This window comes from Streptomyces sp. NBC_01017 (assembly GCF_045162795.1).
Lineage (GTDB): Bacteria > Actinomycetota > Actinomycetes > Streptomycetales > Streptomycetaceae > Streptomyces > Streptomyces machairae.
In genome coordinates, this window is the sequence record NZ_CP108683.1 from 4,635,696 (window position 1) to 4,655,620 (window position 19,925).

The window sequence follows — 19,925 nt, forward strand, 5'->3', positions numbered from 1 at the left end:
TGACGACTGCTACGGTCGGGATCGATCACCGGGTACGACGCGAACGCTGAGGTGGCGAGTGGCAGGCAGCAGCTCCTCAATCGTGGCGGGGCTGACCGCGGCTGCCCTCACGACCGTCGGCTTCCTCGCCTTCCAGGCCTACTCGAACATCCCGGCCGACCTGGGCAGGCCGGTCGCCGACAGCATGCCCAGGGTGAGTACCTCCAAGGTGCCGCGCGACGGGAAGGACCCCCGAGCGCTGCCCGCCGGGTCCGGTGCGGGGCAACGGGTCGTGTACTCCGTGGACGACGACCGGGTGTGGCTGGTCGACGCTGCCGAGAAGGTCAAGCGCACGTTCCGCGTGACCCCCGGATCGGTCGACCCCGCTCCGGGCGTCTACACCGTCACCTCCCGCTCCAACGCGGTCACCGGCACCGACGGCCTCCCCGTGGCGCACGTCGTCCGCTTCGCCAGCGTGGACAACATCACGATCGGTTTCAGCACCGTCGTCGACAGCCCGACACCGCAGCCCGCCCCGACGGTGAAGACGGGCGGCATCCGCGAGTCCCGGGCCGACGGCAACGCGATGTGGGACTTCGCGACGATCGGCCGAACGGTTGTCGTGATCCGCTAAGCGGCGTTGCGGTGCCCTTGGTCGGCGGGCTCGCGGGTCGTCTCCGGGTCGGGGAGACGCGGCGGGGTGGAGATCACGTTCGCAGCGGCGCCGGCCGCCAGCAGATCGCGCATGGACACCCCGGCGACCGGCGCGTACGGCCACGACCGCGTCTCGCTCTGCGCCTTGTTCTCGGATGCCGACATGGACGCCTCCTGGGGGCCGGGGGCGGACGTGGTTAGGTAGACCTAACCACGGACTGGATACCATGTGACCACGCACAAGACCGCGAACGCAATATCTTGCCGACGTCTTGTCGGAATGTTCATCAGGCCCGACCGGCCCCGGTCCCGCTGAGGCCCGCGGCACGCTCAGGCCCACGGCACGCTCAGGCCGACAGCACGCTCAGATCCACCTGAGCCCAGCGCTCGCCCAGCCCCGTCACCGTGACGTGCCGTACCTCGTCCGTCGTGTCGCCGACGGCCCGGTGGATCACGAGCTGCAGCCGTTCCTCGGTCAGTTCCTCGACCTTGCCCTCGCCCCACTCCACGACGATCACCGACTCGGGCAGCGAGACGTCGAGGTCGAGGTCCTCCATGTCGTCCAGGCCGCCGGACAGCCGGTAGGCGTCGACGTGGACGAGCGGCGGGCCCTCGCCGAGGGAGGGATGCACACGGGCGATCACGAAGGTCGGCGACGTGACCGCGCCCCTGACCCCCAGCCCCTCGCCGAGCCCCCGGGTCAGCGTCGTCTTGCCTGCGCCGAGCTCCCCGCTGAGCATCACGAGATCACCGGCGCGCAGCAGTTTGGCGAGCCGCCGTCCCAGCTCCCGCATCTGCTCGGGAGAAGTGACGGTCAGGTCGAGGTCACCCGCGTTGTGCGGTGCTGCTGGTGCTTCCATAGCCACTTACGGTAGCCCCTGCGGGCACGGCACCCGCGCGGGTGAGCAGGTCGGCCATACGGTCGGTGACCACTTCCGGGTGCTCCAGCATCACCAGGTGCCCGGCGTCCGGCACGAGGACCAGTTCGGCGTCCGGCAGCAGGTCGGCGATCGCCTCGCTGTGCTCGCTGGGCGTGACGAGGTCGCCCACGCCGGCCAGGACGAGCACCGGCATCTCCGTGAAGAGCCCGAGCGCCTCGGTCTTGTCGTGGTCGGCGAAAGCCGGGTAGAACTCCGCGACCACGTCGATCGGCGTCCCCTCGATCATCCGCTCGGCGAACCGGGCGACGGCCGGGTCGACGTCCCGGGACGAGAACGAGTACCGCTTGATGATCCCGGCGAACAGGTCGGCGGTGGCCCGGCGCCCCTTCTCCACCAGCTCGGCCCGCTGCCCCAGCGCCTTGAGCACCCCCGGCAGGATCCGGCGGACCGCATTCACTCCGGCGACAGGCAGCCCGAAGTTGACCTCGCCGAGCCGCCCGGAGGACGTGCCCACGAAGGCGGTGGCGACGACCCGGTCCCGGATCAGCTCCGGGAACTGGTCGGCCAGCGCCATGACCGTCATCCCGCCCATGGAGTGTCCGACCAGCACGAGCGGCCCCTCGGGCGCGGCCGCGTCGATGACGGCCTTGAGGTCGCGCCCCAACTGCTCGATGTCGACGTGCTTGCCCTCCTCCGTCTGGGCGACGCCGCGCCCGGACCGGCCGTGGCTGCGCTGGTCCCAGTGCACGGTGCGCACGACGCCCCTGAGCGCGGCGCGCTGGAAGTGCCAGGAGTCCTGGCTGAGGCAGTAGCCATGGCTGAAGACGACGGTGACGGGGGCGGGTGCCTTGCGCCCGAAGAGCCGTCGCCGGCGCGGGTTGAGGGCGGGTGCGGCCTCGGGGTCGACGTCGTCGACCTCGTAGTACAGCTCGGTGCCGTCGTCGGCGTACGCCTTGCCGGGCATGCCGCGCAGCGAGCCGTACGGTCCCGCCGAGTCGAGGGCGAGCCGGGCCTTCTGCCGCATGCCGCGGCCCACGGTCATCCGCTCTATGGCGACGCCGGCGGCCGCGCCGGCCGCGATCACGCCTATCGCGGCGCCGGCGAACCCGGTCGCCCTGCGCCAGTTCGCGGCCGCCCCCGTGGCGGAGGCGACGGCCGCGACGACCTCCGCGCTGCTCTCGCTCACGTACCGCTCCTCTTCGCTGGGTCGTGCCCGGTGTGTCGTTGTGACGTGGGTGCCGAATGGTGCGGGTGTACCGCTACGGGTTACCCGCCTCGTTCCTCATTCACATAACCGCATTCGGATGGACGCATCACATTGCCCGCGTCACATAGCCGCATCACGAAGACGCATCACATGGACGCATTCCTATAGACGCGTGGAACGCGCGTTCCGATCCGCGTGACGATTTCGTAGGCGATGGTCCCCGCGGCCTGCGCCCAGTCCTCGGCGGTGGGTTCACCGCGGTCACCGGGCCCGAACAGCACTGCTTCCGCACCTGCCGCCGGCTCGTCCCCGCCCAGGTCGACGACGAACTGGTCCATCGCGATCCGCCCCGCCACCGTCCGCCACTTGCCGCCGACCAGGACGGGCCCGGCGCCGGAGGCGTGCCGCGGGATGCCGTCGGCGTAACCGAGGGGGACGAGGCCGAGGGTGGTCTCGCCCGGGGTGACGTAGTGATGGCCGTAGCTGACGCCGTGACCGCCCGGGACGTGTTTCACCAGTGCGAGGGACGCCGAGAGGGTCATCACGGGCCGCAGTCCGAAGTCGGCGGGGCTGCCCAGCTCGGGGCTGGGCGAGATGCCGTAGGTGGCGATCCCGGTGCGCACCAGGTCGAAGTGGCTCTCGGGGAGGGTGAGCGTGGCGGGCGAGTTGGCGATGTGCCGCACCTCGGGCCGCGCGCCCTGTGCTTCCGCGTACGCCACCATCTCGCGGAAGAGGGAGAGCTGGGCGGCGATGGACGGATGCCCGGGCTCGTCGGCGCAGGCGAAGTGCGACCAGAGCCCGGTGATCCGGATCAGCCCCTCGGCCTCGGCCCGCAGGGCCTCCCGCACCAGCTCGGTCCAGTCGTCACCGGGCTGGCAGCCTCCCCGTCCGAGCCCGGTGTCGGCCTTGAGCTGCACGCGCGCGGGTGCACCGGCCTGCCGGGCGGCAGCGGTGACCTCGCGCAGGGCCCACATCCCGCTGACGGAGACGTCCAGGTCGGCCTCGATGGCCTCGCGCCAGGGACCGCCGGGTGTCCACAGCCAGCACATGATCCGTACGCCGTCCACCCCGGCGGCCCGCAGCACGAGGGCCTCCTCGGGCGTGGCCGTGCCCAGCCAGCCGGCGCCCGCCGCCACGGCCTCGCGGGCGCACCGTACGGCCCCGTGGCCGTATGCGTCAGACTTCACGACGGCCATCAGGGCCGCGCCCGGCGCGTGGGCGCGCAGGGCTTGCACGTTGGCCCGCAGGGCGGCCAGATCGATCTCGGCGCGGGCGCGCAGGGGGGCGGTCGGCAGGGCTGCTGTTTCTGTCATGGCGCCCCCAGTGTCTCAGAGGGGTACGACAACACCGCCGAGCCGGGACCCGCGCCCCTGGCCACTTGCCCCGTGCCGGCGGGCTACGCCTCCGGGCGGTGCCCCCACACGTACACCTGGTCGTTGTTCTTCAGCACGCCCCACAGCTTCCTGGCCTCGTCCAGGCGCAGATTGACGCAGCCCATGGAGCCGACGGCGGTGAAGATGTTGCCGTAGACGCCGTGGAAGGCCTGGCCGCCGCTGAAGAACTGGGAGTAGGGCATGGGGCTGTTGTAGAGGCTCGACACGTGGTTCTTGTGCCGCCAGAAGATGCGGTGCGACCCGACCCGCGTCTCGTACCCCTTGCGCCCGCTCCTGACGGGCACGGGCCCGAACACGACCTTCTTGCCCTTCTGCACCCAGGCCAGCTGCCGGTCGAGGTCGACACAGGCGATCCGGTACGTCCGTACCGGGCACTTCTTGGCGGCGTTGGGGTTCTTGCGGGCGGCGACCAGCTGCATGGTGGCCCACGTCACGGGTCCGGCGAACCCGATGGCGGGCTTGATCTTGTTCTTGATCTGGAAGGCGCGGATGGCCCGGCAGTCGGCGGGCGACTGCTCCCCGTCCGCCTTCAGCTTCAGCCACCGCTCGACCTGCCGCTGATGCGGTCCGGTCTCCTGGCTGCACTTCACGCCCTCGAGGGCGTCCATCGGAGGGATGTACTCCACGAGGTCGTTCGTCTCGTCGGGCGCGTCCTTCGGCTCGACGGCGTCCTCCTCGGGGGTGGGCGTGTACACCTTCGGGGGCAGTGCCTGGTCGGGCGTGTCGGTCGGCCAGAGCTGGAGCAGGTGGGGTACGCCCGGCACGAGTTCGGCCTCCGGCCCGGAAGCCGGGGGTTCGGGGTCGGCCGAGGCGCTGCCGACGGGCAGCAGGGTGGCGCCGGCGAGCAACACAGCGATGCTCCGGCTTGCGATACGTCCGCTGATCATGCGCTCAGAGAAGCGTGAGGGCCTGCCCGGCGGGAGGCGCCGCGCGGCTGGGTCACCCTAACGAGGCGCGGGAGGCCGGGCTTGGGAACGGGCGACCGACCGTAGGGTGCTCGGCATGAGCATCATCGGGGTCGGCATCGACGTGGCCGAGATCGACAGGTTCGGCGCGGCACTGGAACGCACACCCGGGCTGGCCGAACGGCTGTTCGTGGACGGCGAGTTGCTGCTGCCGAGCGGTGAACGCCGGGGCGTCGCCTCGCTCGCGGCCCGTTTCGCGGCGAAGGAGGCCCTCGCGAAGGCGCTGGGCGCACCGGCGGGCCTGCTCTGGACGGACGCCGAGGTCTACGTCGAAGACAGCGGCCGGCCGCGGCTGCGGGTGACGGGGACGGTCGCGGCACGGGCGGCCGAACTGGGCGTGCGGTCCTGGCATGTGTCGCTGAGCCATGACGCCGGGGTGGCGTCGGCGGTGGTGGTGGCGGAGGGCTGAGCACGGCCCGCCTCCCGCCGGGCCTCGCACCCCGACCGATCGACCGATCGGCCGACCGACCGACCGGCCGAAGGCACGCCAATGCGTCCATGGATGCGACGAGCCGCGCCGCGTACGGAAGACTCGGTCGCATGCGGACTGCGTACGGCGTGGAGACGGTAAGGGCGGCCGAACGGGAGCTGATGGCACGGCTTCCGGACGGTGCGCTGATGCAGCGGGCGGCGGCCGGACTGGCCGTGGCCTGCGCGGATCTGCTGGGCCGGGTGTACGGCAGCCGGGTCGTGCTGCTGGTCGGCAGCGGCGACAACGGCGGCGACGCCCTGTATGCCGGGGCCCGACTGGCCAGGCGCGGAGCGGGAGTTACGGCGGTGCTGCTGTCTCCCGAGCGGGCGCACGCCGGGGGCCTCGCGGCGCTGCGGCGGGCCGGCGGCCGGGCGACCGGTGTCGATGCCGCCGAGGAGTTGATCGAACGCGCGGACCTGGTCGTGGACGGAATCGTCGGGATCGGCGGCAAGGGCGGGCTGCGTCCTCAGGCGGCCCCGCTGGCCGCCGCCGCCCAGCGGTCCCGGGCCGCTGTCGTCGCCGTGGACCTGCCGAGCGGCGTGGACGCGGACACGGGCGAGGTGAGCGGCACGGCACTGCGGGCCGACCTCACCGTCACCTTCGGCACGCACAAGCCGGGCCTGCTGATCGATCCGGCGCGGGACTACGCCGGTGTGGTGCGCCTTGTCGACATCGGCCTGGCGCTGCCGAACGACGCGGTGGAGCTGGAGGCGCTGCAACACGCGGACGTGGACCTGCTGTTGCCGTCGCCTGCGGCGGAGACGGACAAGTACCGGCGAGGAGTGGTGGGCATCGCGGCCGGTTCGGCGCGCTATCCGGGTGCGGCCGTACTGGCGGTGGCGGGTGCGTTGCGGGGCGGGGCGGGGGCCGTACGGTACGTCGGTCCGGCCGGGGACGCGGTGATCGCCCGGTTCCCCGAGACGCTGGTGTCGGACCGGGGCCCGAAGAAGGCCGGGCGTGTGCAGTCCTGGGTCGTCGGCCCCGGTGCCGGGGACGACGCGGCGACGGTGGCGGAGGTCCTGGCGACGGACGTGCCGGTGCTCCTCGACGCCGACGGGCTGCGGCTGGCGGACCCGGATGCGGTAAGGGGCCGGACGGCACCGACCCTGATGACCCCGCACGCCGGGGAGGCGGCGGCGCTGCTGGGTGTCTCCCGGGAGCAGGTCGAGGGGGCTCGGCTGGCTTCGGTACGGGAGTTGGCGGGGCGGTATGCGGCGACGGTGCTGTTGAAGGGGTCGACGACGCTGGTGGCGGACGCCGGGGGCACCGGCCCGGTCCGGGTGAACCCGACGGGAACGTCATGGCTGGCCACGGCCGGCAGCGGGGATGTGCTGTCCGGTTTGGCGGGATCACTGCTGGCGACGGGGCTCCCCGCGTTGGATGCTGCGAGCGCGGCGGCGTATCTCCACGGCCTGTCGGCGAGATTCGCGGCGGACGGGGCACCGGTCGGGGCGCATGACGTGGCTGAGGGGATTCCGGATGCCTGGCGGGACGTACGGAGTTGAGGGGACCGCGTCAGGACGGCAGCGAAGGGCGATCGTCGTCGGGGCGGGCATCGGAGGCCTGGCCGCGACACTGAGCCTGCGCCGGGCAGGTTGGGACGCCGTGCTCGTCGAGCAGGCAGCCCGCTTCACCGAGGTCGGTGCCGGAATCCAGCTCGCGCCCAACGCCACGCGGGTGCTGCGCCGGCTGGACGGCCTCGACACGGTCGCCGCGTCGGCCTCCCGCCCCTCGCACCTGAGCTTCCGCAGCTGGTCCGACGGGTCGGAGATCTGCCGTTACGCGACGGGCCGCGAGACCGAGGAGGAGTTCGGGGCACCGTACTTGCTGCTGCACCGCGCCGATCTGCACGATGCCCTGGTCGCCGCGGTGCCACCCGGGTCGGTGCGCCTGAACACGACAGTCGTGGACATCACCCAGGACGACGATTCCGCCTGCATCACGACGGCGACCGGCGAGCGCCTGCACGCGGACCTGGTGGTGGCCGCGGACGGCATCCGCTCCGCCGCCCGCCAGTGGCTCTTCGGCAAGGACGAGGCGGTGTTCTCGGGAACCGCCGCCTACCGGGCCCTTCTCCCGTCCGCCGAGGTGGCCGACCTGGGCCTCCCCCCACTCGCCGTCTGGCTCGGCCCGGACCGCCACTTCGTCCACTACTGGGTGCGCCGCGGTGAACTCCTCAACGTCGTGGCCGTCTTCAGCACCAAGGAGCCGACACAGGAGTCATGGACCGCTCAGGCAGAACCCGGCGAGCAACTACGCGAGTTCGCGGGCTGGGACGCCCGGGTCCTGACGATCCTCGAACGCGCGGGCCAGGTGCTCCGCTACGGCATCTACACCCGCACGCCGCTCACCCGCTGGAACGTCGGCCGGGTGGCCCTCCTCGGCGACAGCGCCCACGCGATGGTCCCGTTCCAGGCGCAAGGGGCGGCCCAGGCAATCCTGGACGCGTCCGCCCTGACCGACGCCCTCACGGACGCGACGCCCACCGAAGTCCCCGCCGCACTCGCCCGCTACACCGCCCGCCGCCTACCGACCGCCACCGCCGCACAGTCCGCCTCGACCCAGGCAGGCAGAGACTTCCACCTACCGGACGGCCCGGAGGCAAAGTCGAGAAACGCCCGCATGGCGGCACACGCAGCCGAGAACAGGTTCATGCCGCAGGCGGCGGCGTGGCGGGCGGATGGGTGGGCCGACGAGCCGGACAGCTGAACGGCCCGGCCGACAGCTCAGGCCTGGTCGTCGTCCTGGTCATCGACGAACAGGTCCTCCACCCGCTCGACGGTGCCGACTCGGTCGAGCCAGGCATCGACACGGGGAAGGTCCGTACAGGTGGCGATCCGCTCCCGCACCTCATCGGAGACGGCGATGCCACGCCCCTCCAGGACACGCAGAACACCTTCCGCCTTGCCCTCGGCCCGTCCTTCGACCTTGCCCTCGGCCCGTCCTTCGACTTTGCCCTCGGCCTTGCCCTCCAGGTACGTCTCCTCGAAGAGGGTTCCCCGGCCCGGAAAGTATGTGGCGACCATCTTCTCCAGCTCTCTCCATGTCTCCCGGGCCGGAGTGTTCTCCAGACCGACTTCCAGCAACTCGCACCAGTACATGGCCGTGGCCCTGTCGAGCGACCGCATCCCCTGGGCCATCAAGTTCAGTATGGCCGGGCTGTTCCTGCTTTCACTGTGCACGATGGCCGCAAACGTGGCCATCGCCGGATGTCGGGCCACCATCGACTCATCCGTGATCTCCGGAACGTTCTCCGGTCCCAGCACGAAGGGACGCGTGACCTGCGTATCCCACGCCCCGACACGGCACTCGAAGGGTCCGGCCGCCCAACTCGCGGTCGACCGGTCCCGGCAGACGGCGACGAGCAGCACCGGCAAGTCGAACTTCGCCCGCAGATAGGCGACGTAGTAGGGCCACGTGGTCCCCTTGTCCCTGGCCGGTTTGGTCTGGGCCTCGATGGCGAGCAGAAAGTTCTCCCCATCGGCGGACTCGACCTTCAGCACCGTGTCCACTCGCCGCTCCAGCGGCTTGATTTCCGTGGCGTCGGGAGTGAGCACTTCGATGTCCGCCTTCACGGGCGGCGGCAGCCCTAACGCCTCGAAGCGGGGGCGAGGACCTCCGGATGATCCTGAAAGATCCGGCGCGAGACCTCGTGTGTGGATGTGACCATGCGCGCAACGTAATTGGGCCGAAGATCGAGTTGCCCGGCGATCAGCAGGCGTTCACCCTTTCGAGCGGCGGGAAAACGTTCCCGCCGCCGAAGTCGGCTCGCGCGACGCGCACTTACCCTGTGGGCCCCCTCACTCCACCGTCACCGACTTCGCCAGGTTCCGAGGCTGGTCCACCTCGTTGCCCCGGGCCGTCGCCAGCTCGCAGGCGAACACCTGCAAGGGGACCGTCGCCACCAGCGGCTGAAGCAGGGTCGGCGTGGCCGGGATCCGGATCAGGTGGTCCGCGTACGGCACCACCGCCTCGTCCCCTTCCTCCGCGATGACGATCGTCCGCGCACCCCGGGCCCGGATCTCCTGGATGTTGGACACGATCTTGTCGTGCAGAATCGACCGGCCCCGGGGCGAAGGCACGACCACGACCACCGGCAGATCGTCCTCGATCAGGGCGATCGGCCCATGCTTCAACTCCCCCGCCGCAAAGCCTTCGGCGTGCATATAGGCGAGTTCCTTCAGCTTCAGCGCGCCCTCAAGGGCGACCGGATATCCCACATGCCGCCCCAGGAACAGCACCGTCTTCTTCGCGGCCAGCGACCGCGCCAGCTCCCGCACCGGCTCCATGGTCTCCAGCACCCGCTCGACCTCACCGGAGATCTGAGAGAGGTCCCGGATGACGGCCCCGATCTCGTCGCCCCACTTGGTGCCCCGCACCTGCCCGAGATACAGCGCGACGAGGTAACACGCCACCAGCTGCGTCAGGAACGCCTTCGTCGAGGCGACCGCGACCTCCGGCCCGGCATGCGTGTACAGCACCGCATCCGACTCACGCGGAATCGTCGACCCGTTGGTGTTGCAGATCGCCAGCACCCTGGCCCCCTGCTCACGGGCATGCCGCAGCGCCATGAGGGTGTCCATGGTCTCGCCGGACTGCGAGATGGCGATGACGAGGGTCTGCTGATCGAGGATCGGATCCCGGTACCGGAACTCACTGGCCAGTTCGACCTCGCACGGCACCCGCGTCCAGTGCTCGATGGCGTACTTGGCGATCATTCCGGCGTGGAAGGCCGTGCCGCAGGCCACGATGACGACCTTGTCGAGTTCCCGCAGCTCGGAGGCGCTGATCCGCACCTCGTCCAGCGTCAGCGAACCGGACGCGTCGATGCGCCCCAGCAACGTATCGGCGACCGCCTTGGGCTGCTCGGCGATCTCCTTGAGCATGAAGTAGTCATAGCCCCCCTTCTCCGCGGCCGAGGCGTCCCAGTCGACGTGATACGGCCGCACCTCCGCCGACCGCCCGTCGAACCCGGTGACGGTCACCCCGTCCCGCCGCAGCTCCACCACCTGGTCCTGACCCAGCTCGATCGCCGACCGCGTGTGGGCGATGAACGCGGCGACATCCGAGGCGAGAAAGGCCTCACCCTCCCCAACGCCCACCACCAGCGGCGAGTTCCGCCGCGCCCCGACCACCACATCGGGCTCATCGGCATGCACGGCGACCAGCGTGAACGCCCCCTCCAACCGCCGGCACACCAGCCGCATGGCCTCGGCGAGGTCGGCGCAGACCGAGAACTCCTCGGCGAGCAGATGCGCGACCACCTCGGTGTCGGTCTCGGAGGTCAGCTCGTGCCCCCGCTCCTCCAACTCGGCCCGCAGAGCGGCGAAGTTCTCGATGATCCCGTTGTGCACGACCGCGACGCGCCCCGCGTTGTCGAGATGCGGATGCGCATTCGCGTCCGTGGGCCCACCATGCGTGGCCCACCGCGTGTGCCCGAGCCCCGTGGTCCCGGTCGGCAACGGCCGCTCGGCGAGCTCCTTCTCCAGATTCCCCAGCTTCCCGGCCTTCTTGGCCCCGGCCATCCCCCCGTCCGCCAGCACGGCGACCCCGGCCGAGTCGTACCCCCGGTACTCCAGCCGCTTCAGTCCGGCCATCACGATCTCGAGCGCCGACTGCGACCCCACGTATCCCACGATTCCGCACATGCGCGGCAGCCTACGGTCCGATCGTCACGAAAATCGCCCCCGAACTCCGCGCCGCCTGCCCGAATTCGGAAATTCCCACGGGGGTACGAAGCCAGAATCGCAGGCGGTCTCCGCGACCCATCACCAATCTCCGTCAGGTCTTCGCCCGATAGGACCGCATGGCCAACGGATAGAACACCAACGCGATCCCGGCCGCCCACACCAGCGACCACAGCACCGGCTCCGCCACCGGCCCACCCAGCAGCAGCCCCCGGAACGCGTCCGACAGATGCGTCACCGGATTCACGTCGCTCCACGCCTGCAGCCACCCCGGCATGGTGTCCACCATGACGAACGCGCTGCTCGTGAACGTGATCGGAAAAATGATCGTGAACGCGAAGGCCTGCACCTTCTCCGCATCCCCCGCCAGCATCCCGATCAGCACCGCGCCCCACGACACCGCCGCCGCGAACACGACCACCAGCAGCGTCCCGAGCAGGAACCCGTCCACTCCCCCGGTGATCCGGAAGCCGAGCAGCAGGCCGAGGCCGATCATCAGCAGCAGCGCCCAGACATGCTTGGCGAGGTCGGCGGTGATGCGGCCGATGAGCGGCGCCGAGCGGGCGATCGGCAGGCTGCGCAGCCGGTCGAAGACGCCCTTGGTGAGGTCGGTGTTGAGCGCCATGGCCGTGTACATGGTCATGAACAGGGTGTTCTGGACGATGATCCCCGGCAGTGCGTACTTCAGATACGCCTCGGGCGACCCGGCCATCTGCCCGCCCAGCACGTACGTGAAGAGGAACACGAACATGATCGGCGTGATGCTGTAGTCGACCAGTTCGAGGGGGTTGTGCTTCACCGCCACCAGGCTCCGCCAGGCCATCGTGAAGGTCTGCCGCATCCCGTCGAGCGGTCGCACCCGGCCCGACTTGGTGATCGGGGCCGTGATGGTCGTGGTGGCGGCGGTCATGACCGGCTCACCGCCTTCTCCAGCTCACTGTCGTCGTCGTCCCCTACGGCCGCCCCGCCGTTCTTCTCCGGCTCACCCGGCTCGGCACGGTGTCCGGTCAGGGCCAGGAACACCTCGTCCAGCGACGAGCGCCGCAGCGCCAGCTCGCCCACCGCGATCCCCTCCCGGTCCAGCGTGCGCACGACCGCGGGCATCAGCTCGGGATCCTTCACCGGGGCGGTGATCGTCTCGCCCTCGATCTGCGTCTGCGGGCCGGCCGCCTGGGTGACCAGCAGGTGCGCCCGTACAAGATCCTCCGCCGCCACCGGCCGCAGCTGCAGCACCTGGCCCCCGACCTGCGACTTCAGCTGGTCGGGCGTGCCCTCGGCGATCACCCGGCCCTTGTCGATCACCACGATGTCGTCGGCGAGCACATCGGCCTCGTTCAGATACTGCGTGGTCAGCAGGGCCGTCGCCCCGTCCGCGACCAGGCCCCGCAGCAGGTCCCACAGCTCACCGCGGCTGTGCGGGTCCAGGCCGGTCGTCGGCTCGTCGAGAAAGAGGATGCTGGGCCGGCCGACGAGACTGGCCGCGAGGTCCAGTCGCCTGCGCATACCGCCGGAGTAGGTCTTCGTGGCCCGCCCGGCCGCGTCCGTCAGCTGAAAGCGTTCCAGCAGCTCGGCCGCGCGCGCCTTCGCCTCCCGGCGCGGCAGACCGAGCAGTCTGCCGATCATCAGCAGGTTCTCCGTACCGGTCAGGTTCTCGTCCACGGCCGCGTACTGCCCGGTCAGCCCGACCATGGCGCGTACGACCCCGGCCTCCCGGACCACGTCGTGCCCGGCCACCTGCGCCCGGCCCCCGTCGGGCCGGAGCAGCGTCGCGAAGATCCGCACCGCGGTGGTCTTCCCCGCGCCGTTGGGGCCCAGCAGTCCGAGCACCGTGCCTCGCCGGGCCCCCAGGTCGACCCCGGCCAGCGCCTCGGTGTCCTTGAAGCGCTTGACCAGGCCTTCCGCCTCGATCGCATACGTCATGGGTCACCCCCTCGGGGTCGGTGGACCCCGGGCTGGGCCCACCTCTCCCACAACTGTGACGCACGCCACTGACATTCCCCACTTTGCCCGGGTACCGACCGGTGACAGCCGTTTCCTACCGAAAACGCGACGGCGTGACGGATCCCACCTCACCGTCCGTTCGTACTCCCGTAACAATGGACTGTGATCTCTCCGGTCTCCTCGATGCCCCGGAGCGCCCACCGGCCCAAGCCGGAGGCGACTCCCTACGTCGACCTCACCCGCTCGGAGTGGAGTGCGCTGCGCGACAAGACCCCGCTGCCGCTCACGGCGGAGGAGGTCGAGAAGCTGCGCGGTCTGGGCGATGTCATCGACCTCGACGAGGTCCGCGACATCTACCTCCCGCTCTCCCGCCTCCTCAACCTCTACGTCGGCGCCACGGACGGCCTCAGAGGGGCACTGAACACCTTCCTCGGCGAACAGGGCTCCCAGTCCGGCACCCCGTTCGTCATAGGAGTCGCCGGTTCGGTCGCCGTGGGCAAGTCCACGGTCGCCCGCCTGCTGCAGGCCCTGCTCTCCCGCTGGCCCGAGCACCCGCGCGTGGAGCTGGTCACCACGGACGGCTTCCTGCTGCCCACCAAGGAGCTCCAGGCCCGCGGCCTGATGTCGCGGAAAGGATTCCCCGAGTCCTTCGACCGCCGCGCCCTCACCCGCTTCGTCGCCGACATCAAGGCCGGCAAGGACGAGGTCACGGCCCCCGTCTACTCCCACCTGATCTACGACATCGTCCCGGACCAGAAGCTCACGGTCCGCCGCCCCGACATCCTGATCGTCGAGGGCCTGAACGTCCTCCAGCCCGCCCTCCCCGGCAAGGACGGCCGCACCCGCGTCGGCCTCGCCGACTACTTCGACTTCAGCGTGTACGTCGACGCCCGCACCGAGGACATCGAGCGCTGGTACCTCAACCGCTTCAAGCGGCTGCGCGAGACCGCCTTCCAGAACCCCTCCTCGTACTTCCGCAAGTACACCCAGGTGTCCGAGGAGGAGGCCCTCGACTACGCCGGCACGATGTGGCGCACCATCAACAAGCCCAATCTGGTGGAGAACATCGCCCCCACGCGCGGCCGGGCCACCCTGGTCGTCCGGAAGGGCCCGGACCACAAGGTGCAGCGGCTGAGCCTGCGCAAGCTGTGAGGCTGCGCAGGCTGTGAGGGTGTAACACCGGCCTGTTAGAAAGGCGTCATGCTGCATCTGCGCCTGATCACGCCGGCCGACCGGACCGACGACGTGGTACGCCTGATCGAGGGGACGGTGGGGACGACCCACCTCGTCGTCCTGCCGGGCGCCGCCCGCAACCCCTCCGGGGACCTGGTCATGTGTGACGTGGCGCGCGAGGCGGGCGACGAACTCCTCACCGATCTCCAGCAGTTGGGCATCGAGGAGTCCGGCTCCATCGCCGTCGAGAACATCGACCTGTCGCTGTCCAAGCGGGCCGACGAGGCCGAGAAGGAGGCGCCGGGCGAGGGCGCGGACGCGGTGCTGTGGGAGCACCTGACGGAGGCGACGCACGAGGAGTCGACCCTCTCGATCACCTATCTCGCCTTCATCACCCTCGCGACGATGATCGCGGCCTGCGGTGTGGTCCTCGACAACGCGATCCTGATCGTGGGCGCGATGGCCGTCGGCCCGGAGTTCGGACCGCTGGCCGGCATCTGCACGGCCGTGGTGCAGCGGGCCCCTCGCCTCGCACTGCGCTCGCTGATCGCCCTGCTGGTGGGCTTCGCCTTCGCGATGGCCGTGACGGTGGGCTTCAGCTACTTCATGGACGCCGTCGGCCTGTTCACCGAGGCCAAACTGGAGGCGGACCGGCCCAACACGGGCTTCATCTACGCCCCCGACTGGTTCTCCTTCGTCGTGGCAGTCCTCGCCGGCGCCGCCGGCACCCTTTCCCTGACGTCTGCCAAGTCCGGCGCCCTGGTCGGCGTCGCCATCTCGGTGACGACGGTCCCCGCCGCCGCCAACGCGGCCGTGGCCCTGATCTACGGCGACGCCGAGCAGACCTGGCTCTCGACGGGCCAGCTCCTGCTGAACCTGCTGGGCATCGTCCTGGCCGGCACACTCACATTGCTGGCCCAGAAGTGGTTCTGGACCAAGCAACGCCAACGCAAGAGCGCCCTGGAGGGCAGCGCCCCGTAAGGGACGCGGGGAACTGCGCGACGAGCCACGACACACCCGCGGCCCGCGACGGAGCAGAACCCCGCCCTCTACCCGGCACTGCCATCACCCCAGCGCGGACTTCACCACATCGGCCAGCCGCCCCGCCACGGACCGAGCCTGCTCGATATCCGCGGCCTCGACCATCACCCGCACCAACGGCTCGGTACCGGACGGCCGCAGCAACACCCGCCCCGTGGAACCGAGTTCCCGCTCCGCCTCGGTGACCGCGGCAGCCAGCTCGGCCGAGCTCCCGACCCGGGTCCGGTCCACGTCCGGGACATTGATCAGCACCTGCGGCAGCCGCTCCATCACAGCAGCGAGATCCCGCAGCGTACGCCCGGTCTCGGCGACCCGAGCCGCCAGCAGGAGCCCGGTCAGCGTGCCGTCACCGGTCGTGGCGTGGTCGAGGATGATGACATGCCCGGACTGCTCGCCGCCGAGGGCGTAGCCGTGCTCCTTCATCTCCTCCAGCACATACCGGTCACCGACGGCGGTCTGCACGAGCTTCAGACCCTCGCGCTCCAGCGCCAGCTTGAAGCCGAGGTTCGACATCACGGTCGCCACGACGGTGTCGGCCCGCAGAGCGGAATGTTCCCGCATCGCCAGCGCGAGCACGGCGAGGATCTGGTCGCCGTCCACCTCGTCGCCGGTGTGGTCCACGGCGAGGCACCGGTCGGCGTCCCCGTCGTGCGCGATCCCCAGCGCGGCCCCGTGGTCGAGGACGGCGGCCTTCAGCTTGTCCAGATGCGTGGACCCGCAGCCCTCGTTGATGTTGAGCCCGTCCGGCTCGGCACCGATGGTGACGACGTCGGCCCCGGCCTGCCGGAACGCCTCCGGTGAGACGCCCGCCGCGGCCCCGTGCGCCTCGTCGAGGACGATCTTCAGCCCGTCCAGCCGGTTCGGCAGCACGCCGAGGAGGTGGGCGACGTACTCGTCGAACCCCTGGTCGTACGACCGCACCCGCCCGACCGACGCACCCGTCGGCCGCTGCCACGGCTCACCGTGCCGGTGCTCGTCGTAGACGGACTCGATACGGTCCTCCAGCTCGTCGGCGAGCTTGTGGCCGCCGCGGGCGAAGAACTTGATGCCGTTGTCCGGCATGGCGTTGTGGCTGGCGGAGAGCATGACACCGAGGTCGGCGCCGAGCGAGCCGGTGAGGTGCGCGACCGCGGGCGTGGGCAGCACGCCGACCTGCATCACGTCGACACCCGCACTCGCGAGGCCCGCGACGACGGCGGCCTCCAGGAACTCCCCGGACGCGCGCGGGTCCCGCCCGACCACCGCTGTCGGCCGGTGGCCCTCGAAGGTGCCCGCCTCGGCGAGTACGTGCGCTGCCGCCACGGACAGACCGAGCGCCATCTCGGCCGTCAGATCCGCGTTGGCGACACCACGCACGCCGTCCGTGCCGAAGAGTCGTCCCACTTGTCCTCCTGAGGAAACATCAGTTCCGAAAGCGGAGCCGGCGCTCGATACGCCACCGGGCCACCGGGGGCTCCCGCTACCAGGCATTCCATGCCTGGGGCATCGGATCACACAAGCCTTTGAACGTCTTGTGCCGTTATACGCCCGCGCCCGGTGATAAGACGAACGCCCCGGCGGCACTGTGGCGTGCCGCCGGGGCGTTCGGAGTACCGGAGTACGAGCAGAGGCAGCTTGCGCTTAGCGCTTGCTGTACTGCGGGGCCTTGCGAGCCTTCTTCAGACCGGCCTTCTTGCGCTCGACCGCACGGTCGTCGCGCTTGAGGAAGCCGGCCTTCTTCAGCGGGCCGCGGTTGTTGTCGACGTCGGCCTCGTTCAGGGCGCGGGCGACACCGAGACGCAGCGCGCCGGCCTGGCCGGAGACACCGCCACCGGCGATGCGGGCGATGACGTCGTAGCGACCCTCGAGCTCGAGCACCTTGAAGGGCTCGTTGACTTCCTGCTGGTGCACCTTGTTGGGGAAGTAGTCCTCAAGGGTGCGACCGTTGATCTTCCACTTGCCGGTGCCCGGAACGATCCGGACACGGGCGATGGCGTTCTTGCGACGGCCCAGGCCGGCGGCCGGCTGGGGCTCACCGAAGCGCGAGGCGAGGGACTCGGAGGTGTACTCACCCTCCACCGGAACCTCGGACTCGGTGGTGTAGCTGTCGATGTCGATGTTCTCGACGTTCTCGTCGAGCGGCTGCTCGGCAGTGGTCTCGGCCACGATTCTCCTCAGATTCTCTTCAGTCTTAGGGGGTGGCCGGACTTACTGCGCGACCTGGGTGATCTCGTACGGCTGCGGCTGCTGCGCGCCGTGCGGGTGCTGGTCACCCTTGTAGACCTTCAGCTTCGAGAGCATCTGACGGCCCAGAGTGTTCTTGGGGAGCATGCCCTTGACGGCCTTCTCGATGGCCTTCTCGGGGTTCTTGTCGAGGAGCTCGTCGTAACGGACGGAGCGCAGACCACCCGGGTATCCGGAGTGGCGGTACGCCATCTTCTGGGTCCGCTTGTTGCCGGAGAGGTGCACCTTGTCGGCGTTGATGATGATGACGAAGTCACCGGTGTCGACGTGAGGGGCGTAGATCGGCTTGTGCTTGCCCCGCAGGAGGGACGCCGCAGTGGTGGCGAGACGACCCAGGACAACGTCCTGAGCGTCGATGACGTGCCACTGGCGCGTCACATCGCCGGGCTTGGGGCTGTACGTACGCACGGTTCGTAGCCTTCGCTTCGAGTGAATGGTCCTGAACAGGTCACCGAAACGATCACGACAGCCTGGACCGCACTGCGGCGACGCATACCGCGTACGTGGGGTCGCTGGTCATCGGCCCGGTGGACCGGTGTAAGGGCCCGTCCCGTGAGAATGAGCAAGCCAATACACAACGAACATGCAGGATACCTGCGGCGCCATGGCCGGGTCAAAACGGGTTGCCGACGCCTGGGCCCTGCTGTCCGGTAACCAGCGTAAGCGCCCCGCCCGACCCCACCGCCCCGAACCCACCCCGCCCCTGACCGCCCTCGCCCCCCAAACACCGGGCCCACCCGCCGGCGCCCCGCCCGGGACGTGACCATCAACACGCCGAGACGATCCCCGAGCACCCTCCCGGCCGCCCAATCCCAAGACCCACACCACGCCGGCTCCCGCCGGGGCGCCCGTCTCCCTCATCCCCTGCCACCCCCGAAGGCCCACGCCACGCCCGCGCCGGACACCCACATCCCCCGGGCCGGGCACGCAAGAGGCTCGCTCCCCGCCCGACGGCGACCCACTCGAAGGGCCCCTCGCTCACTTCAGGCACCCCTGCCCCAGTGACCCCACCCCCCTTGAGCCGACTCCTAGCGGGTCGAAGCGGGGGGCCCAGGGGCGGAGCCCTCCGTGGGGTCCAGGGGCGGAGCCCCCGGTGGGGTCGAAGGGGCGGAGCCCCTGGAGGACGGGACGGGTAGGGGCGGCGGGGGCGAGACATCCCCGCCGGACCGAATGCCCCGGACAGCCACCGTCACCGCCACACCACACAACGTCACCGCATCCCGAAAGGCCCGCCGCTGGACCGCCTCCAGATAGGGCCAGGTCACCCCGGGAAGCTGCGGCACCAGCGAAACCCAGAACCACACCCCCCGAGCAACCGCCCCCTCCCCCAGCACCCCGGCCACCAGCAGCGGCACGACAACCAGCAGATAGTGGTCGTACGACGGCCGGGAGACGAGGAACGCCGAGAGCATCAGCCCCGCCGCAGTTTCGACAAGGCGCCGCGCCCCCTCGTCCCCACAACGCCAGCGCCGATACGCACACCCCACCCCCACCGCCGCCGCGGCCAACCCGATCCCCCCGGCCACCGCCCCCGGCACCCCCACCCTCGGCAGCACGGCAACCAGCGACGCCTCATACAGCCGTACAAAACCGTCGTCCCCGCCCAGAAGGAACGGCAGAGTCCGGGTGAAGAACCCCGCAGGATCCGGCAGCAGCAACGCCGCCCCCACGGACGCGACCACCGGCACCCCGACCATCACCCCCAGCCCCCGCCACCGCCCCGCGAACACGAACAGCAGCCCCACCGGCGCCAGCAGCGGCTTCAGGGCGATCGCCGCCCCGATCACCGCCCCCGCCGCCACCCACCGCCCCCGCGCCGCCAGCAACAGGCCCAGCGGCAGGGCGAGCGCCGCCGTAGCGGTCCAGTTCCCCAGCAGTACAAGGTGCGCGAACGGCGCGAACCCGACCGCGAGCCCGATCAGTCCGAGGGCGGCGAACCGGCTGCGCAGCGGAACCCCGTGCACCCGCAGCGCGCAGACCCAGCCCCCCACCAGACACCCGGTCACGACCACCGGCACGAGCACCCCCAGCACACCCCGCGGAATCAGGGCCCCAGGAGCCGCCGCCAGCACCGCACTCGGCAAATAGAGAAAGTGGGGGTCGTCATACGGCGAACCCCCACCCAGCCAGACCCGCGCCGCCCGCACGACGATGGCGTTGTCCATCCCTCCGCCCGAGGTCACCCGTGCCGTACGCATCACGAGGGCCCCCAGCAAGACCCCGAGCACCGCCCACAGATGCCACGTCGCCCGTCGTACCAACCACCCGGAGATGTCGCTTTTGTGCTCGCTCACCGGCTGAACGCTAG

Annotated in this window: 19 protein-coding genes; 6 read left to right on the forward strand and 13 right to left on the reverse strand. The window is 70.5% G+C overall.

Annotated features, from left to right (window positions below; all coding sequences use genetic code 11):
• Window positions 1–58 precede the first annotated feature (58 nt).
• Window positions 59–613, forward strand: a complete 555-nt coding sequence (locus OG331_RS20885; RefSeq protein ID WP_406198434.1) for a hypothetical protein — start codon at window positions 59–61, stop codon at window positions 611–613.
• On the opposite strand, the gene OG331_RS20890 is transcribed toward OG331_RS20885, so the two are convergent.
• From OG331_RS20890 to OG331_RS20910, 5 genes are all read right to left on the reverse strand, one after another.
• The gene (locus tag OG331_RS20890) at window positions 610–798 is read right to left on the reverse strand and encodes a hypothetical protein (RefSeq protein WP_406198436.1); all 189 of its coding nucleotides are present in this window, start codon (window positions 796–798) and stop codon (window positions 610–612) included. The two genes, OG331_RS20885 and OG331_RS20890, sit on opposite strands and share 4 nt — an antisense overlap.
• A gap of 182 nt (window positions 799–980) precedes the next feature.
• Window positions 981–1,493: a tRNA (adenosine(37)-N6)-threonylcarbamoyltransferase complex ATPase subunit type 1 TsaE gene (gene tsaE / locus OG331_RS20895; protein WP_362384883.1), complete on the reverse strand. Its 513-nt coding sequence runs from the start codon at window positions 1,491–1,493 to the stop codon at window positions 981–983.
• Window positions 1,459–2,700: an alpha/beta fold hydrolase gene (locus OG331_RS20900; RefSeq protein WP_406198439.1), complete on the reverse strand. Its 1,242-nt coding sequence runs from the start codon at window positions 2,698–2,700 to the stop codon at window positions 1,459–1,461. Before OG331_RS20900 ends, tsaE begins: the two co-directional genes overlap by 35 nt.
• A 167-nt stretch (window positions 2,701–2,867) precedes the next feature.
• Entirely contained in the window at window positions 2,868–4,034 is a 1,167-nt protein-coding gene (gene alr / locus OG331_RS20905; protein ID WP_406198441.1) for an alanine racemase, read from the reverse strand.
• An 83-nt stretch (window positions 4,035–4,117) separates the two neighbouring features.
• The gene (locus OG331_RS20910) at window positions 4,118–5,002 is read right to left on the reverse strand and encodes a L,D-transpeptidase family protein (protein WP_406198443.1); all 885 of its coding nucleotides are present in this window, start codon (window positions 5,000–5,002) and stop codon (window positions 4,118–4,120) included.
• A 115-nt stretch (window positions 5,003–5,117) separates the two neighbouring features.
• Between OG331_RS20910 and OG331_RS20915 the strand changes: the two genes are divergently transcribed.
• The 3 genes from OG331_RS20915 to OG331_RS20925 all read left to right on the forward strand — a co-directional run bounded on the left by OG331_RS20915 (window position 5,118) and on the right by OG331_RS20925 (window position 8,261).
• Window positions 5,118–5,489, forward strand: a complete 372-nt coding sequence (locus OG331_RS20915; RefSeq protein WP_406198446.1) for a holo-ACP synthase — start codon at window positions 5,118–5,120, stop codon at window positions 5,487–5,489.
• Window positions 5,490–5,620: 131 nt separating this feature from the next.
• A complete protein-coding gene (locus OG331_RS20920; RefSeq protein ID WP_406198449.1) occupies window positions 5,621–7,057 on the forward strand; it encodes an NAD(P)H-hydrate dehydratase in 1,437 nt (478 codons plus the stop codon).
• Entirely contained in the window at window positions 7,032–8,261 is a 1,230-nt protein-coding gene (locus OG331_RS20925) for an FAD-dependent monooxygenase (protein WP_406198452.1), read from the forward strand. The genes OG331_RS20920 and OG331_RS20925 overlap by 26 nt, the downstream gene beginning before the upstream one ends.
• Before the next feature lie 17 nt (window positions 8,262–8,278).
• Here OG331_RS20925 and OG331_RS20930 read toward each other — a convergent pair whose 3' ends face one another.
• The 4 genes from OG331_RS20930 to OG331_RS20945 form a co-directional block, all read right to left on the reverse strand.
• Entirely contained in the window at window positions 8,279–9,127 is an 849-nt protein-coding gene (locus tag OG331_RS20930; RefSeq protein WP_406198454.1) for a hypothetical protein, read from the reverse strand.
• Window positions 9,128–9,352: 225 nt separating this feature from the next.
• On the reverse strand, window positions 9,353–11,200 hold the full coding sequence (gene glmS / locus OG331_RS20935) for a glutamine--fructose-6-phosphate transaminase (isomerizing) (protein WP_406198457.1): 1,848 nt from the start codon (window positions 11,198–11,200) through the stop codon (window positions 9,353–9,355).
• Between the two features lie 133 nt (window positions 11,201–11,333).
• Window positions 11,334–12,149 (reverse strand): ABC transporter permease, encoded by an 816-nt coding sequence (locus OG331_RS20940; RefSeq protein ID WP_328879885.1) that lies wholly within the window; start codon window positions 12,147–12,149, stop codon window positions 11,334–11,336.
• Window positions 12,146–13,159, reverse strand: coding sequence for an ATP-binding cassette domain-containing protein (locus tag OG331_RS20945; RefSeq protein WP_406198460.1), 1,014 nt, complete (start codon window positions 13,157–13,159; stop codon window positions 12,146–12,148). Before OG331_RS20945 ends, OG331_RS20940 begins: the two co-directional genes overlap by 4 nt.
• Before the next feature lie 204 nt (window positions 13,160–13,363).
• On the opposite strand from OG331_RS20945, the gene coaA reads away from it, so the two are divergent.
• Complete coding sequence (coaA, locus tag OG331_RS20950) at window positions 13,364–14,332, forward strand: type I pantothenate kinase (protein WP_363035649.1); 969 nt, start codon at window positions 13,364–13,366, stop codon at window positions 14,330–14,332.
• A gap of 48 nt (window positions 14,333–14,380) precedes the next feature.
• Window positions 14,381–15,334 carry a DUF389 domain-containing protein gene (locus tag OG331_RS20955; RefSeq protein WP_406198463.1) on the forward strand — a complete coding sequence of 318 codons (954 nt, stop codon included), beginning with the start codon at window positions 14,381–14,383 and terminating at the stop codon, window positions 15,332–15,334.
• Window positions 15,335–15,418: 84 nt separating this feature from the next.
• Here OG331_RS20955 and glmM read toward each other — a convergent pair whose 3' ends face one another.
• The 4 genes from glmM to OG331_RS20975 all read right to left on the reverse strand — a co-directional run bounded on the left by glmM (window position 15,419) and on the right by OG331_RS20975 (window position 19,911).
• Entirely contained in the window at window positions 15,419–16,777 is a 1,359-nt protein-coding gene (gene glmM / locus OG331_RS20960) for a phosphoglucosamine mutase (RefSeq protein WP_406198465.1), read from the reverse strand.
• Between the two features lie 237 nt (window positions 16,778–17,014).
• Window positions 17,015–17,539, reverse strand: a complete 525-nt coding sequence (gene rpsI / locus OG331_RS20965) for a 30S ribosomal protein S9 (protein ID WP_190072580.1) — start codon at window positions 17,537–17,539, stop codon at window positions 17,015–17,017.
• 42 nt (window positions 17,540–17,581) lie between these two features.
• Complete coding sequence (rplM, locus tag OG331_RS20970; RefSeq protein WP_030950652.1) at window positions 17,582–18,025, reverse strand: 50S ribosomal protein L13; 444 nt, start codon at window positions 18,023–18,025, stop codon at window positions 17,582–17,584.
• 620 nt (window positions 18,026–18,645) lie between these two features.
• Window positions 18,646–19,911 (reverse strand): glycosyltransferase 87 family protein, encoded by a 1,266-nt coding sequence (locus tag OG331_RS20975; protein WP_406198468.1) that lies wholly within the window; start codon window positions 19,909–19,911, stop codon window positions 18,646–18,648.
• Window positions 19,912–19,925: the final 14 nt, after the last annotated feature.